Annotated in this window: 16 protein-coding genes; 8 read left to right on the top strand and 8 right to left on the bottom strand. The window is 63.6% G+C overall.

Annotated features, from left to right (window positions below; translation table 11 throughout):
* Window positions 1-59 precede the first annotated feature (59 nt).
* The 5 genes from rqpR to mgrA all read right to left on the bottom strand — a co-directional run bounded on the left by rqpR (window position 60) and on the right by mgrA (window position 4,221).
* Window positions 60-713: a response regulator transcription factor RqpR gene (gene rqpR, locus NCR38_RS13680; protein WP_061116654.1), complete on the bottom strand. Its 654-nt coding sequence runs from the start codon at window positions 711-713 to the stop codon at window positions 60-62.
* Between the two features lie 11 nt (window positions 714-724).
* The gene (locus NCR38_RS13675) at window positions 725-1,597 is read right to left on the bottom strand and encodes a sensor histidine kinase (protein WP_250477243.1); all 873 of its coding nucleotides are present in this window, start codon (window positions 1,595-1,597) and stop codon (window positions 725-727) included.
* Window positions 1,598-1,938: 341 nt separating this feature from the next.
* Window positions 1,939-2,709, bottom strand: a complete 771-nt coding sequence (locus NCR38_RS13670; protein WP_061116652.1) for a ferredoxin--NADP reductase — start codon at window positions 2,707-2,709, stop codon at window positions 1,939-1,941.
* A complete protein-coding gene (locus NCR38_RS13665) occupies window positions 2,706-3,065 on the bottom strand; it encodes a hypothetical protein (protein WP_143756281.1) in 360 nt (119 codons plus the stop codon). The genes NCR38_RS13670 and NCR38_RS13665 overlap by 4 nt, the downstream gene beginning before the upstream one ends.
* Before the next feature lie 112 nt (window positions 3,066-3,177).
* Window positions 3,178-4,221 carry an L-glyceraldehyde 3-phosphate reductase gene (mgrA, locus tag NCR38_RS13660; RefSeq protein WP_061116650.1) on the bottom strand — a complete coding sequence of 348 codons (1,044 nt, stop codon included), beginning with the start codon at window positions 4,219-4,221 and terminating at the stop codon, window positions 3,178-3,180.
* Window positions 4,222-4,453: 232 nt separating this feature from the next.
* Here mgrA and NCR38_RS13655 point away from each other — a divergent pair, with 232 nt between their 5' ends.
* Together NCR38_RS13655 and NCR38_RS13650 are read left to right on the top strand one after the other, a co-directional pair.
* Complete coding sequence (locus NCR38_RS13655; protein ID WP_061116649.1) at window positions 4,454-5,251, top strand: mechanosensitive ion channel family protein; 798 nt, start codon at window positions 4,454-4,456, stop codon at window positions 5,249-5,251.
* Window positions 5,252-5,316: 65 nt separating this feature from the next.
* Window positions 5,317-5,520, top strand: coding sequence for a DUF3185 family protein (locus tag NCR38_RS13650; protein ID WP_061116648.1), 204 nt, complete (start codon window positions 5,317-5,319; stop codon window positions 5,518-5,520).
* 9 nt (window positions 5,521-5,529) lie between these two features.
* Here NCR38_RS13650 and NCR38_RS13645 read toward each other — a convergent pair whose 3' ends face one another.
* Window positions 5,530-6,306, bottom strand: a complete 777-nt coding sequence (locus NCR38_RS13645) for a phytanoyl-CoA dioxygenase family protein (protein WP_061116647.1) — start codon at window positions 6,304-6,306, stop codon at window positions 5,530-5,532.
* Window positions 6,307-6,616: 310 nt separating this feature from the next.
* On the opposite strand from NCR38_RS13645, the gene NCR38_RS13640 reads away from it, so the two are divergent.
* Window positions 6,617-6,967, top strand: a complete 351-nt coding sequence (locus NCR38_RS13640) for a hypothetical protein (RefSeq protein WP_250477242.1) — start codon at window positions 6,617-6,619, stop codon at window positions 6,965-6,967.
* A gap of 5 nt (window positions 6,968-6,972) precedes the next feature.
* Here the strand turns inward: NCR38_RS13640 and NCR38_RS13635 are convergent, their stop codons facing one another.
* Both NCR38_RS13635 and metK read right to left on the bottom strand, forming a co-directional pair.
* Window positions 6,973-8,088: an alkene reductase gene (locus tag NCR38_RS13635; RefSeq protein ID WP_250477241.1), complete on the bottom strand. Its 1,116-nt coding sequence runs from the start codon at window positions 8,086-8,088 to the stop codon at window positions 6,973-6,975.
* A gap of 123 nt (window positions 8,089-8,211) precedes the next feature.
* Complete coding sequence (gene metK / locus NCR38_RS13630) at window positions 8,212-9,399, bottom strand: methionine adenosyltransferase (RefSeq protein WP_061116644.1); 1,188 nt, start codon at window positions 9,397-9,399, stop codon at window positions 8,212-8,214.
* Between the two features lie 274 nt (window positions 9,400-9,673).
* Here metK and NCR38_RS13625 point away from each other — a divergent pair, with 274 nt between their 5' ends.
* Genes NCR38_RS13625 through NCR38_RS13605 form a run of 5 tightly spaced genes read left to right on the top strand, consistent with a single transcriptional unit; the run spans window position 9,674 to window position 14,409 of the window.
* Complete coding sequence (locus NCR38_RS13625; RefSeq protein ID WP_061116643.1) at window positions 9,674-10,558, top strand: lipid A biosynthesis lauroyl acyltransferase; 885 nt, start codon at window positions 9,674-9,676, stop codon at window positions 10,556-10,558.
* A gap of 53 nt (window positions 10,559-10,611) precedes the next feature.
* Complete coding sequence (gene dapF / locus NCR38_RS13620) at window positions 10,612-11,484, top strand: diaminopimelate epimerase (protein WP_061116642.1); 873 nt, start codon at window positions 10,612-10,614, stop codon at window positions 11,482-11,484.
* Between the two features lie 15 nt (window positions 11,485-11,499).
* Entirely contained in the window at window positions 11,500-12,219 is a 720-nt protein-coding gene (locus NCR38_RS13615) for a DUF484 family protein (RefSeq protein ID WP_250477240.1), read from the top strand.
* A 2-nt stretch (window positions 12,220-12,221) separates the two neighbouring features.
* Window positions 12,222-13,172 (top strand): tyrosine recombinase XerC, encoded by a 951-nt coding sequence (gene xerC, locus NCR38_RS13610; protein WP_061116640.1) that lies wholly within the window; start codon window positions 12,222-12,224, stop codon window positions 13,170-13,172.
* Window positions 13,173-13,209: 37 nt separating this feature from the next.
* Window positions 13,210-14,409: a class I SAM-dependent rRNA methyltransferase gene (locus NCR38_RS13605; RefSeq protein ID WP_061116639.1), complete on the top strand. Its 1,200-nt coding sequence runs from the start codon at window positions 13,210-13,212 to the stop codon at window positions 14,407-14,409.
* Window positions 14,410-14,516: the final 107 nt, after the last annotated feature.

Genomic DNA, 14,516 nt, shown 5'->3' with positions numbered 1-14,516 from the left:
CGCTTTTGCGGCGATTTTCTACAGATTCATCCTCGATTTATCTTGTACAAGATAAATTCTTATCCGGCGATGGCCGGATTCATATCGACGAGACGGTTGCTCATCACATAGAAAGTAAGCTCCGCGTTGTTCGCGAGCTTCATCTTTTCCAACAACCGTGCGCGATAAACGCTCACCGTTTTAACCGAAAGCGATAAGGCATGAGCGATGTCGGTCAGCCGCTTTCCCGAGGCGAGCATGCAGAGCGTCTGATATTCGCGGTCAGACAGCTTTTCGTGCGGCAGGCGCTCGGTGTCGAGCGCAACGTAAGTCGCGAGCGCTTCGGCCATTTCGGGGCTCACGTACTTGCGGCCCGCCGCGACCTGCTGGATCGCGCCGATCATCAGCGCCGGGTCGGCCGTCTTCGATACGTAACCCGACGCGCCCGCCTTCAGCGCGCGCACCGCGTATTGATCCTCCCGATACATCGAAAACATGAGCACCGGCAGACGCGGACTTTCGCGCTTGAGACGCTTCAGTACGTCGATACCGTTCACGTCCGGCAGCGAGATATCGAGCATCGCGACGTCGAGCGGACGGCGCGCGGCCAGCGCGAGCGCCTGCATGCCGGTCTCCGCCTCCGACACTTCGGAAGCAACGCCACGTTCCAGAAGCAATTGCGCGACGCCGCGGCGCACGATGGCGTGGTCGTCGGCGAGCAGGATTCTGAGCATCGCGGGCGGCCTCAGGCGCTGAACATGTGTGGCGTGACGAGCGCGAAGAGACCGGGACGCGCCGCGGTCCACGGCAGACGCGCGCGCACGCATGCGCCGACGGGCTTCGCTGCCGCGACGCGCAGATTGCCGCCGAGTGCCTCGCAGCGCGCGCGCATCCCCGAGAGGCCGAAGCGCCCGCCCTTGCGTCGCGCGGTCGCGCTGATGCCGACGCCGTCGTCGGTGACAGTCAGCATCACGCCTTGGCCATCGAGCGAAATGGTCACGCTCGCGCGCGCCGCCTGCGCGTGGCGTGCGACGTTGCAGAGCGCTTCCTGCATCACGCGAAAGAGTGCGAGCGACATGTCGCGCGACATGCGATCCAGCCGCGCATCGTCCGGGCAGGAGAAGTCGATGGAAATTGCCGTGCGGGCGCCGAAGCACGCGATCCATTCGGCGAGCGTGGCGGCGAAGTTCGCGTCGAAGGTCGGCGTCTGCAACCCTTCGACGATGCGATGGCTCGTCTCGCAGACTTCCGCAAGCGCGGCGCGCGCCTGACGCAGCGCGTCGGCGAGCGCGGCGGGCGCATCGACGGGCAGCCGGTGCTCGGCGCGCGCGAGGGCGAGATTCGCGACAGTGAGCGCCGCGCCGGTTTCGTCGTGGAGATCCTGTGCAAGCGCCTGGCGCGCGCGCTCTTCCGTGGCGGCGAGCAGCGCGGCGAGTTCCTGGACACGGGCGGTGAGGCGCTGAATCTGACGATCGCCCTTGAGCTTGGCGTCGATCAGCGCGGAATAAGGAGAGGCGAACGGCGCGCCGGAGCATTCGGGCGCCGGTGACGGAACGCCCCGCAGCGGGGCGCGGCGAATCGGGCTCTCTTCGAGCGTGATCGTAGCCGACGGATTCATTCACTATCCTCGCGTTGAGCGCAACTTGAGCTACGTCCTCGGCAAGCTCACGAGAGGCGTAACTGAATTTACACTCTGTAACATCGATGACGGACTGCGCGGTCTTGCGCGCCGTTTCAGCGTTACCGGATCATATCTCAAAAATATGATAAATCCATGTCCGGCAAGGCTTCGCCGAACGAAGTTCATGTCATTTGCCAAGTCGCTGCGCATAATGCGTAGGAAAAACACCTACTGACGGCCGCCAATTTGTAACAAGACGACCTGCGGCGCGACGCGGCGAGACGAAAAAAAACCGGAGCGCGCGGCTCCGGTCTTTGCATAGGCGGTGTCTTGCCGGCTCAGCCGACGAACGCTTTCTCCACCACATAGTGGCCAGGATGATTGTTGCTGCCTTCCTGGAAGCCCATTGTGTCGAGCAACTCTCGCGTATCGCGGAGCATGTGCGGGCTGCCGCAGAGCATCACGCGATCGTTTTCGATCGAGAACGGCTCGAGCGCGAGATCCGCGAACAGTTTCTTCGTCTCGATCAGATCGGTGATGCGGCCGCGGTTCGCGAATTCCTCGCGCGTGACCGTCGGGTAATACACGAGCTTCTCGGAGACGATTTCGCCGATATGCTCATGCGCCGGCAGGTGCTCGGTGATGAAATCCTTGTACGCGAGTTCGTCGACGAAACGGCACGTGTGCGTCAGCACGATCTTCTCGTAGCGGTCGTAGACGTCCGGGTCCTTGATGATCGACATGAACGGCGCAAGGCCGGTGCCGGTCGACAGGAGCCACAGCGTCTTGCCGGGCAGCAGGTTGTCGGCGACGAGCGTGCCCGTCGGCTTCTTGCCGATGAGCACCGAATCGCCGACCTTCAGATGCTGCAGGCGCGAGGTGAGGGGGCCGTCGGGAACCTTGATGCTCAGAAATTCGAGATGCTCTTCGTAGTTCGCGCTCGCGAGGCTGTAGGCGCGCAGAAGCGGCTTGCCGTCGACTTCGAGACCCACCATCGTGAACTGGCCGTTCTCAAAGCGGAACGAGCTATCGCGGGTGCAGGTGAAACTGAAAAGCGTATCGGTCCAGTGGTGGACGCTCAGAACGGTTTGAGAATTAAGGTTGCTCATGGCTTCTTGAACTGTGCGAAAACGGTGACGCTCTGACGCTCGCGGCTGATTTGCGGCCGATGCCACGCCGGGCCGGCGTCGAACATAAAGCGCGCTACGGGGGCGCTGCGCTGCCCGAACAGGACGATCGAATGGGCGAAGGTCGCCGATTGACCCGAAACCCAGATTCGAAGACAGCGTTTCACGCCGCGCCATGCGTGAACGTCGCGCAAAAAACCAGACAGCCCGGCGCAATCGGCTATTTTAACCCGATAGCCGTTTCGCGGTCCGAATGTCATGACGGCGGCAAAGGCGCGCACGCGTGCCTCGTGGGCGAACGTGCGTGCTGAAGAAGTGCGCTTTTCTGCTGGCTGCATGGCCGGCGGCCAGGACCGGCGGCGATCGCTGCCGAGAAGCCGCCGAGCCCGCATCATAGCAACGGACGCCGTCCTTATCCCGAAATACCCTCCTGGCGAAAGGCTCGGCGCGTCAGATACGTTGATCCGTCGACGGCTTTTCCCACAGATTGATGCCGCCTTCCTGCGCGTGCTGATCGATCTCCGCGAGCTCTTCCTTCGTGAACTCGAGGTTCTTCAGCGCGCCGACGTTCTCCGCGACCTGTTCCGCGCGGCTCGCGCCGATCAGCACCGACGTCACGCGCCCGCCACGCAGCGCCCACGCGAGCGCCATCTGGGCGAGGCTCTGGCCGCGCTTCTGGGCGAGTTCGTTGAGCTTGCGCACGTGCGCGAGGTTCGCGTCGCTCAGATGCTCCTGCTTGAGCGACCCGCCGCCCGGCTTGTTCACGCGCGCGTCCTGCGGGACGCCGTTCAGGTACTTGCTCGTCAGCAGACCTTGCGCGAGCGGCGTGAACGCGATGCTGCCGGCGCCGACATCGTCGAGCGTGTCGAGCAGTTCCTCTTCGATCCACCGGTTCAACATGTTGTACGACGGCTGATGGATCAGCAGCGGCACCTTGTGCTCCGCGAGCAGCTTCGCCATTTCACGCGTCTTCGTCGCGGAATACGATGAGATGCCGACATAGAGCGCCTTGCCCGAATGCACGGCCGTCGCAAGCGCGCCTGCTGTTTCTTCGAGCGGCGTGTCGGCGTCGAAGCGGTGCGAATAAAAGATATCGACGTAATCGAGGCCCATGCGCTTCAGGCTCTGATCGAGGCTCGCGAGCACGTACTTGCGCGAGCCGCCGCCCTGGCCGTACGGGCCAGGCCACATGTCCCAGCCGGCTTTCGACGAAATCAGCAGTTCGTCGCGATACGGCCGGAAGTCGTCCTTGAAGATGCGCCCGAAGTTCGCCTCGGCGCTGCCGTACGGCGGCCCATAGTTGTTCGCGAGATCGAAATGGGTGATGCCGAGATCGAATGCGGTGCGAAGAATGTCGCGTTGTGTCGAGATGGGCGTCGTATCGCCGAAGTTGTGCCACAAACCAAGCGATAGCGCGGGCAGCTTCAGCCCGCTCTTGCCGCAGGTGCGGTATTGCATCTGCGTATAACGCTCGGACGCTGCTTCGTAGGCCATGACGGATTTCCTCTGCGGATTGCGAATTGATCGGACGGCGACCGGCAGGAGAGCACACTGGATATGCGTGTGCACGCGCCCTGCCAAGGGCGTCAATGGTAAGCCAATCGGGGCAAAGCGCGCACGACGCGCTTCGCGTTCCCGCTATTCGGCATCGGCCGAATGGTCAGTAATGGGAACGATCGAACACGAATCGGGACAAATGCAGATTCTTTTGCAAGGAACCTGACTCATGGATTCGATCGACAGACTGCGCCCCGCCTACGACTCCTTCACCGCAATCGCCGTGACCTACGGCATCGACATCTTGCTGGCGATCCTGATTCTCGCGGTGGGATGGTGGATTTCGAACGCCGTCGCGAACGCGATGCGCCGCACGCTCGGCCGCACCAATGTCGACGCCACGCTCACGCCGGTGCTGGCCAGTCTGGCGATGTGGGCGATCCGCGTCGTCGCCATCGTCGCGGCGCTCGGCAAGTTCGGCATTGCCGCAGCCAGCATCCTGACCGTGCTCGGCGCTGCCGGTCTTGCCATCGGCCTCGCGTTGCAGGGCACATTGCAGAATATCGCGGCCGGTCTGATGCTTCTGCTGTTGCGGCCGTTTCGTGTGGGGGACTACATCGAAGGTGTCGGCACGACGGCGGGGACCGTCAATGAAATCGGACTGTTCACGACGCGCCTCACGAAAGCCGACGGCATCGTCATGTTCGTGCCGAACAGCCTCATCTGGGCGAATGCCATTACCAACTACAGCGCGAACGATCGCCGGCGCGTCGTCATCAACTTTCAGGCGCAGCATGGGCTGAAGGTCGAAACCGTGCTCGCGGAATTGCGCAACCTGATGAGCCAGGATGCGCGCATCGTGCAGGACGGGCCGTCGGCGCCGTGGGTCGCGGTCGCCGATTACACGGATACCGGCGTCAAGTACAACCTCGGCGCGTGGACGAGCCGGAGCGATCATCAGTACGTCATGGCCGATCTGCTGCGCAAGATCCAGCCCTACACGCGCGAAGAGGCGCAAGCCGCCTGAAGCGGAGTGGACGCGCCCGCGCAGACCCGCTAACCTGACGCGCCCTCAAGTTACGAGAACATGTTATGACCCGAGCGATTTCCGTTGCGCTGCTTGTCGGCGGCGTCGTGCTGCTGTATTTCGGCGGCCAGTCGTTTCATTCGCTCTCCAACGACGTCTCGCGCTTCTTCACCGGCTCGCCCACGAGCAAGACCATCTGGCTGATCGCGGGCGGGATCGTCGCGTCGCTCGCGGGGCTGATCGGCCTCGCTTTGCCGTCGAAGCGCTGAACTGAACGCTCAGACCAGCGGCACTTCCGGTTTCGACGCCGAGCGCGTGCCGGGCAGCGCCACGTTGCTCGCGCCGCGATACGTGAACACGAGCGAGAACTTCACCTGATCGGTGAGGTTTTTGCCCGCCGAGTGCAACGTGTTGCAGTGGAAGAAGACGACATCGCCCGCTTCCAGTTCGGGCGACACCGCCGTGCGAATCAGCGCCGCATTCTCGGGCAGATCGGAGCGGAAGAACTTGGCTTCGTCGAAGCGATCGGACGTAAACGGCAGCTTGTGCGACGTCGGCACGAACCACAGTGCGCCGTTATCCACCTTTTCGTCACCGAGTGCGACCCATGCGGATACCAGATCGTCGCGCTCGAACGCCCAGTAGCGCACATCGCGATGCCAGCCCGTCAGGCTGCCGTACGCGGGGTGCTTCGTCATCATGCAGTTGTGATGTGCGCGCGACAGATACGGCGTCTCGCCGAAATACAGCTCCATCCAGCCGCGCACGTCGGGTGACGTCGCGAACTCCGCGAAGAGCGGATGCCGCACGTAAGCGTCGAGAAGACGGCGCACCGTATGTCCGCCGGGCGCGTCCTTCGAATCGGGCGCGCCGGGATATTTCAGATCGGCCTCGAACTCCACGGGCGCAGCAGCCTCGGCGAGTTGCTGGCGGGCGACCTCGCGCATCGCATCGCAACGTTCCTTCGTGACCAGTCCCTTAACGATCACATAGCCTTTTTCGCGCAGTTCGCGCACCTGTTCTTTCTTCGATTTCAACGCGTTTTGATCAGACATTTCAGTTCTTGCCTCCAACGGCTTTCGATTTTATTCATGCCGTCGACGCTATATCCGGAATTAGGGCGAATACGGCGATTGTAAATCCGGCAGCGCGGGAAGGCCCGTGTGACAATGCATCGGCCGATTTTCATCAGCAACCGCTTCATAAATCGACAGGGAAAACGCGGACTTACCGGGGTAACAAAGGTCTTGTACATTGGGCACTTCATTCGGTGCAACTTGGCAAACGCTGTTGAATCGAAGCCTTGAACGCTATTTTTGAGACGACTATCGTCGAGTCTGCTTCCACGCAACGACCTCCGCTGACATGAACCACCGAATCGCTATCGGCTTGACTCGCGTTGCCTCGCGGGCCGCGCGCCCTGCCCGCCGCGGCATGATCCGCGCGTTGCGTCATCACTCCGCCCGCACTCAGGTGCTCGCCGAGCAATTGAAGAACGTGCATCCGGTCGATGGCATCCGGTCGTGGTTCCGCGGTTTCTTCTTCAATTTGCGCGTGCGCACGGCTTCGCGCCGGGTGTCGTTGCGAGCGCTTTTGCGCCGTCCGGTGCAACTGCGCGCACCGTCGCCCAAGCCGAAGGCGGCCGCGCTGACGAGCCGCCGTCCGCGTCGCGTGTCGGCGAGCAGCGCCGGCTGGTACGCGTTCGCCGCGCGCTGAGCGACTCAGTCGGGCCTGGCGTCGTCGAGTGCCGGGTAGTCGGTGTAGCCTTTTTCTCCACCGCCGTAGAACGTCGCCTCGTCGGGCGTGTTGAGCGGCGCGCCTGCGCTGAAGCGCTCGACCAGATCCGGATTGGCGATATACGCGCGACCGAAGGCCACGGCATCGGCTTCACCTCGCTCGATGCGCGCGTCCGCCTCCTCCGCCGTATACTCGCCGCAGACGATGATCGCGCCGTCGTAAGCCTCACGCAGCGCGCGACGATAGCCTTCCGAAAGCGGCGCGCCGCCCGCCCAGTCTCCTTCCGCGAGATGCAGATACGCGACGCCGATGCGCTTCAACTCCTGCGCCAGATACAGCGATGACGCCTCGCCTTCATCGTCTTGCAGGTCGAATTCCGTGAAGTTCGGCGAAATGCGTATGCCCACGCGATGCGCGCCCATCACGCCCGCCACCGCCTCCAGCACATCGACGACCAGTCGCACGCGATTTTCGATTCCGCCGCCATAGTCGTCCGTGCGCCGGTTGGTGCCCGTCGCCATGAACTGATGCAGCAGGTAGCCATTGGCCGCGTGCACTTCGATCATGTCGAAGCCGGCACGCTTCGCGCGCTGCGCGGCGTCGACGAACTGCAGAACGATGCCCGGCAGCTCATCGGCTTCGAGCGCGCGCGGTTCGTCGGCATCGGTCATGGCGTATGAGCCGTCCTCGCATTTCACGAACACCTGCGTGTTGCGCGCGCGCACCGCGGACGGCGCGACGGGCGATGCGCCGTCTTCCTGAAGCGATCGATGCGACACGCGCCCCACATGCCATAACTGCGACGCAATGCGTCCGTGCCGTGCATGAACCGCGCCCACGACGGATTTCCATCCGGATTCCTGTGCATCCGAATAGATGCCCGGCGTCGCGAAATAGCCCTGACCTTGCCGCGATACCTGAGTCGCCTCGCTGACGATGAGACCCGCACTCGCGCGCTGCGCGTAATAGTGCGCGTTCATTTCGGACGGCACATCGCCTGGCTGTGACGCGCGGTTGCGCGTGAGCGGCGCCATGACGACGCGATTGGGCAACTGCAGATTGCCGATGGTGACAGGTGAGAGAAGCGAGTCGAACGGCATGGCGGTTCCATTGGCGGCGGGGGTGTCGTCCGTGGAAGTCGCAATAATCGCGCCGCGAAGGCATAAAAAAACCGGCGAGCGCAATGCTCGCCGGTTCGTGTCCCGCTCGTTCAGCGAACGGCGTTACGCCACGCTCGCGACCGGTTCCGTGCCCGCCGCTTCGGCCAGGACGAGCGCCTTGTCCGCGGATTCCCACGAGAATTCCGGCTCTTCGCGGCCGAAGTGGCCGTACGCCGCCGTCTTTTCGTAGATCGGGCGCAGCAGGTCGAGCATCTGGATGATGCCCTTCGGACGCAGGTCGAAGTGCTCGAGAACGAGCTTCGTGATCTCCGCATCCGACACGCGGCCCGTGCCGAACGTATTCACCATCACCGAAGTCGGACGCGCGACACCGATCGCGTACGAGACCTGAATCAGCGCGCGCGATGCGAGACCCGCCGCAACGATGTTCTTCGCGACATAACGGCCCGCATAGGCCGCCGAGCGGTCGACCTTCGACGGGTCCTTGCCCGAGAACGCGCCGCCGCCGTGCGGAGCCGCGCCGCCGTACGTATCGACGATGATCTTGCGGCCCGTCAGACCGCAGTCGCCTTGCGGACCGCCGATGACGAAACGGCCCGTCGGGTTCACCAGGAACTTGATGTCGCCCTTGATGAGTTCCTTCGGCAGAGTCGGCTTGATGACTTCCTCGATGACCGCTTCGCGCAACTGCGACAGGTCGATGTCCGGCGAGTGCTGCGTGGAGAGCACGACGGTGTCGATGGAGTGCGCCTTGCCGTCGACGTAACGCACGGTGACCTGCGACTTCGCGTCCGGACGCAGCCAGGGCAAACGGCCGTCGCGGCGCAGGTTAGCCTGGCGCTCGACGAGGCGGTGCGAGAGGTGGATCGGCAGCGGCATCAGCTCGGGCGTTTCGTCGCACGCGTAGCCGAACATCAGACCCTGGTCGCCAGCGCCTTGATCGAGGTTGTCGTCGTGCGCCTTGTTCACGCCTTGCGCGATATCCGGCGATTGCTTGTCGTACGCGACGAGCACCGCGCAGCCGCGATAGTCGATGCCGAAGTCGGTGTTGTCGTAACCGATGCGCTTGATCGTGTCGCGCGCGACCTGAATGTAATCGACGTTGGCGGTGGTCGTGATTTCGCCCGCGAGGACAACGAGACCGGTGTTGCAGAGCGTTTCCGCCGCGACGCGCGAATATTTGTCCTGCGACAAGATGGCGTCGAGGATGGCGTCGGAGATTTGATCGGCGACCTTGTCCGGGTGGCCTTCGGAAACGGATTCGGAAGTAAAGAGATAGTCGTTCGACACGCTTCAGACTCCATTTGAGTACGGTTGATATTCACGTAGCCGTCTTCGTCTGGAGTCTGAAGCGGCGACGCTTTAGCGGATGTCTTTCCGGGCCGGCGACTTCCACAAGTTCAGAAGTCTCCGACCCGCTTCGCCCCGCAAGTTGTCCATTAACTCGGCGAAGGTTTTATTATACCGGTTTCCCTTGTTTTCACAGAGCCGAACGCTTGCCGCTATCCACCACGCATCAACCATCCGCACTTCGCGGCCGTCCGTCCGTTCGCTGGAGCCGCTCATGCTAGGGCGCATCGGCGTCGCGCTCGCCATCGGCTTTCTCAAGTTTCTGGCGCTCATTCCGTACGGCATCACCGCGCGTTTCGGCGACGCCCTCGGCTGGCTGCTCTATCAGATTCCAAGCCGCCGAAAGCGCATCGTTCACACGAATCTCAAACTGTGCTTCCCGGAGTGGTCCGACGAAAAGCGCGAGGACATCGCGCAGAAGCATTTCCGGCACGCGATCCGCAGTTATGTCGAGCGCAGCGTGCAATGGTTCGGCTCGGCGAAAAAGCTCGAGAAGCTGATTCAGGTGGAAAGCGCCGTCGATCTAACCGATCCCGATCTGCCGCCCACGCTCTTTCTCGGCCTGCATTTCGTCGGCATCGAAGCGGGGTCGATTTTTCTGAACTATTCGCTGCATCGTCGCTGCGGATCGCTGTATCAGCCTTTTTCGAATCCGCAGATCGAGGAGCTCGCCAAGACGCAGCGCGCGCGCTTCGGCGCCGACATGGCGAGCCGCGCCGACAGCGCGCGCATCGTGCTGCGCTGGCTGCGCGACCGCAAGCCGGTGATGCTCGGCGCGGACATGGACTACGGCATGCGCAACTCCACGTTCGTGCCGTTCTTCGGGATTCCGACCTGCACGCTGACGGCCGTCGGCCGGCTTGCCAAGACGGGCAAGGCGCAGGTCGTGCCGTTCATCGGCGAGGTTCTGCCGGATTACAAGGGTTATCGGCTGAAGATCTTCGAGCCGTGGGACAACTACCCGACCGGCGACGACGAAGCCGACGCGCGCCGCATGAACGCGTTCCTGGAAGAGCAGATTCCGCACATGCCCGAGCAGTACTACTGGGTCCACAAGCGCTTCAAGACGCGGCCCCCGGGCGAGCCGAGCTTTTACTAAAAGCGTGTGCGCGGCGCGAAACGCCGCGCTGGCGGGTCACATACAATAGCGCGATGAAACTCAAATTCACCAAGATGCAAGGCGCGGGTAACGACTTTGTCGTGCTCGACGGCTACACGCAGGCGCTCGATCTGACCGCGGAGCAAGTGCGCGCGCTCGCGAACCGCCATTTCGGCGTGGGCGCGGATCAGTTGCTGCTCGTCGAAAAGCCGACCATCGAAGGCGTCGACTTCAAGTACCGCATCTTCAATTGCGATGGCGGCGAAGTCGAGCATTGCGGCAACGGCGCGCGCTGCTTCGTGAAGTTCGTGCGCGATCGCCGGCTGACCGACGCATCCACCGTGCGCGTGCAGGTGCAGAACGGCATCATCACGCTGACGATGCAGGAAAACGGCGAAGTCGTCGTCGACATGAGCACGCCGGTGTTCGATCCGCCTCGCGTCCCGTTCGACGCGCAAGGGCTCGAAGGCCGGAAGGAAGGCAACGACACCCTCTGGCCGCTCGACGTGAATGGTGAAACGCGCCCGATCTCCGTCGTATCGATGGGTAATCCGCACGCGGTGCAGATCGTCGACGATGTCGAGGCTTATCCGGTCCTGACCGAAGGTCCGCTCATCGAGCGCCACGCGCGGTTTCCGAAGCGCGTCAACGCGGGCTTCATGCAGATCGTCGATCGCCATTCGGTGAAGCTGCGCGTCTACGAGCGCGGCGCGGGCGAAACGCTTGCGTGCGGCACGGGCGCATGCGCGGCGGTGGCCGCCGGCATCCGCCGCGGCTTGCTCGAAACGCCCGTGCGCGTCGAAACACATGGAGGCACGCTCACCATCAGCTGGAGCGGCGCGCGCGACGAATCCGCCGCGCTCTTCATGGCGGGCCCCGCCGCGACCGTTTTCGAGGGTGAAATCGAGCTCGATCGCATCGTCTAACGCATACACGTCACCATGAATCCACGCGAAGTCGCCGACTACCTGCTCGACAACCCCGATTTCTTTGCCGAGCACGCGGAACTGCTCGGCACCATCCGGCTTTCGAATCCGCACGGCAAAGCCGCCGTGTCGCTGCAGGAACGCCAGATGGAAATGCTGCGCGACAAGAACAAGCAACTCGAACGGCGTCTCGCCGAGCTGCTGCGTTACGGCCACGAGAACGACAGCATCTCGAGCAAGTTCAACCGCTGGACCGTGCGCGTGATTTCCCAGCGCGATCCGTACGCGTTGCCCGCGACGATCAGCAAGGGCTTGTGCGAAGTTTTCGACGTGCCACACGCCGCGCTGCGCGTGTGGGATATCGACGAAGCGTACCGGCAGGCCGATTTCGCGCGTCAGGTCGGCGAGGAAGTGCGCATATTCACAAGCAGTCTCGCCGCGCCGTACTGCGGCGCGAACACGGGCTTCGCGGCAGCGCAGTGGCTCGGCGCGGTGAATTCGGCATCGGCGACGGTCCCGCCCAGCGACGGCCCGCCCGACACCGACCGTACGATCGAATCCGTCTCGCTGATCGCGCTGCGCGATCCGCAAGCCGGCCCGGATGCGCCGAGCTTCGGCCTGCTCGTGATGGGCTCGCCCGATCCGCGCCGCTTCCACGACGGCATGGCGACCGACTTCCTCACGCAGATCGGCGCGCTGGCGAGCGCCGCGCTGTCCCGCTTGCTGCCGCACTGAACATGGACGCCGCCGACGCCCCGAAGGATGCCCCCCAAGGCGGTGTGATCGCCGACTATCTTGCGATGCTGGAGCATCAGCGGCATCTGTCCGAGCACACCCTGCGCGGCTATACATACGAGTTGAGCGAACTGCGCGCCCTCGCCAAGGACCGTCCGCTCGAGTCGCTGACCGCCGCCGATATCCGCGGCGCGGTCGTGCGGGCACATGCGGGCGGGCTGTCGTCGCGCTCGATCGCGCATCGGCTGTCGGCGTGGCGCGCGTTCTATCGATGGCTCGCCGAGCGTGTCGAGATGCCCGCGAATCCCGTCGCGACGGTGCGCGCGCCGAAACGCGAAAAGACGCTCCCGAAAGCGCTTTCCGTCGATGACGCCAGCCGGCTCATGGACGCGCCGCAAGCCGGCACGACCGAAGCACTGCGCGATCACGCGATCCTCGAACTCTTCTACTCGTCGGGCCTGCGGCTCGCCGAACTCGTCGGGCTGGACGTGCGCCACGTCGATACCAAAGAACATACGTCGCAGGGCTGGATCGATCTGGCGAACGCGGAAGTCACGGTTCTGGGCAAAGGAAAGCGCATGCGCAAAGTGCCCGTCGGCAGCAAGGCGCTCGAAGCATTGCGCGCATGGATCGACGTGCGCGGCGAATTCGTCAAGCTCGATCCGCACGCGCTCTTTCTCTCCGTGCGCGGCAATCGCATGTCGCCCGGCGTGGTGCGCGAGCGCGTGAAGCGGCTCGCGCTGCAGGCCGGCATTCCGTCGAACGTGCATCCGCACGTGCTGCGGCATTCCTTCGCCACGCATGTCCTGCAATCGAGCGGCGATCTGCGCGCGGTGCAGGAGCTGCTCGGCCACGCGAGCATCACGGCCACGCAGGTTTATACGTCGCTCGATTTTCAGCATCTCGCCCGCGTCTACGATGCGGCGCACCCGCGCGCAAAGAAGCGCGATTGATCCCGACAGTGCCTCGCGCGCTGCATTAATCAATGCAATGAACACCATCACGCTCAAACCGGCGAAGGACAAATCGCTCGTCCGCCGCCATCCGTGGATCTACGCGAACGCCATCGCGCGCATCGACGGCAATCCCGCGCCCGGCGCGACCGTCACCGTGCGCGCCGCCGATGGGCGCCTTCTCGCGCGCGCGTCGTACAGCCCGCACTCGCAAATCCGCGCGCGCGTCTGGACCTTCGACGAGAGCGAGCCGGTCGATCACGCGTTCTTCAAGCGCCGCGTGCAGCGCGCCGTCGCGCACCGCCAGACGATGGTGAAGGACACCGGCGCCACGCGTCTCGTCTTCGGCGAAGCGGACGGCTTGCCGGGACTGATCGTCGATTACTACGTCGGGGACGAAGGCACGCACGCGCAGCTCGTCTGCCAGTTCATGGCAACGGGCGTCGAAGCGTGGAAGGAAGCGATCGTGCAGGCGCTGATCGCCGCGACCGGCTGCCCGAACGTCTACGAGCGCTCGGACGTGTCGATCCGCCAGAAGGAAGGCCTCGAACAGACGACCGGCGTGCTCGCGGGCGACGCGCCGCCCGAGACGCTCATCACGAACGAATGCGGCGTGCGCTATCACGTCGACGTGCGTAACGGCCACAAGACAGGCTTCTATGTCGATCAGCGCGACAACCGCGTGCTCGTCGCGCAGAACGCGCAAGGCCGCGAAGTGCTGAACTGCTTTTGCTATACAGGCGGTTTCTCTCTCGCCGCCTTGAAAGGCGGGGCGACGCGCGTGGTTTCCGTCGATTCGTCCGGTGAAGCGCTCGCGCTGGCTCGCGAAAACGTCAAGGCGAACGGGTTCGACGCCGAAAAGGCCGAGTGGCTCGACGCCGACGCGTTCAAGACGCTGCGCCGTCTCTACGACGAAGGCCAGCGCTTCGATCTGATCGTGCTCGATCCGCCGAAATTCGCGCCGTCGAAGGAAACCGTCGATCGCGCCGCGCGCGCCTACAAGGACATCAATCTGAGCGGCTTCAAGTTGCTCCGTCCGGGCGGGCTGCTCTTCACCTATTCGTGCTCCGGCGCGATCGATTCGGACCTGTTTCAGAAGATCGTCGCGGGCGCGGCCGCGGACGCGCGCGTCGATGCGCGGATCCTGAAACGGCTGGGCGCGGGCGTCGATCATCCGCTGCTGACGGCGTTTCCGGAAGGCGAATACCTGAAAGGGCTGCTGTTGCAAATCGCCTGATCGGCCTAATGTAGCCGCGATGCACTGCCGCGCGGAGCACGGAAGCGTCGGCTTGACAAATATGTTTCAATACCCGATTCAGTGCGATCTACGTATTACAGACAAGG

It is taken from the genome of Caballeronia sp. INML1, assembly GCF_023631085.1.
In the GTDB taxonomy this organism is placed as follows: Bacteria; Pseudomonadota; Gammaproteobacteria; order Burkholderiales; family Burkholderiaceae; genus Caballeronia; species Caballeronia turbans.
This window is presented reverse-complemented; position numbering and strand designations above follow the sequence as displayed.

Coding starts and splice junctions, on each gene's coding strand:
- rqpR (WP_061116654.1), bottom strand. CDS start 713: ATGCTCAGAATCCTGCTCGCCGACGACCACGCCATCGTGCGCCGCGGC.
- NCR38_RS13675 (WP_250477243.1), bottom strand. CDS start 1,597: ATGAATCCGTCGGCTACGATCACGCTCGAAGAGAGCCCGATTCGCCGC.
- NCR38_RS13670 (WP_061116652.1), bottom strand. CDS start 2,709: ATGAGCAACCTTAATTCTCAAACCGTTCTGAGCGTCCACCACTGGACC.
- NCR38_RS13665 (WP_143756281.1), bottom strand. CDS start 3,065: ATGCAGCCAGCAGAAAAGCGCACTTCTTCAGCACGCACGTTCGCCCAC.
- mgrA (WP_061116650.1), bottom strand. CDS start 4,221: ATGGCCTACGAAGCAGCGTCCGAGCGTTATACGCAGATGCAATACCGC.
- NCR38_RS13655 (WP_061116649.1), top strand. CDS start 4,454: ATGGATTCGATCGACAGACTGCGCCCCGCCTACGACTCCTTCACCGCA.
- NCR38_RS13650 (WP_061116648.1), top strand. CDS start 5,317: ATGACCCGAGCGATTTCCGTTGCGCTGCTTGTCGGCGGCGTCGTGCTG.
- NCR38_RS13645 (WP_061116647.1), bottom strand. CDS start 6,306: ATGTCTGATCAAAACGCGTTGAAATCGAAGAAAGAACAGGTGCGCGAA.
- NCR38_RS13640 (WP_250477242.1), top strand. CDS start 6,617: ATGAACCACCGAATCGCTATCGGCTTGACTCGCGTTGCCTCGCGGGCC.
- NCR38_RS13635 (WP_250477241.1), bottom strand. CDS start 8,088: ATGCCGTTCGACTCGCTTCTCTCACCTGTCACCATCGGCAATCTGCAG.
- NCR38_RS13625 (WP_061116643.1), top strand. CDS start 9,674: ATGCTAGGGCGCATCGGCGTCGCGCTCGCCATCGGCTTTCTCAAGTTT.
- dapF (WP_061116642.1), top strand. CDS start 10,612: ATGAAACTCAAATTCACCAAGATGCAAGGCGCGGGTAACGACTTTGTC.
- NCR38_RS13615 (WP_250477240.1), top strand. CDS start 11,500: ATGAATCCACGCGAAGTCGCCGACTACCTGCTCGACAACCCCGATTTC.
- xerC (WP_061116640.1), top strand. CDS start 12,222: ATGGACGCCGCCGACGCCCCGAAGGATGCCCCCCAAGGCGGTGTGATC.
- NCR38_RS13605 (WP_061116639.1), top strand. CDS start 13,210: ATGAACACCATCACGCTCAAACCGGCGAAGGACAAATCGCTCGTCCGC.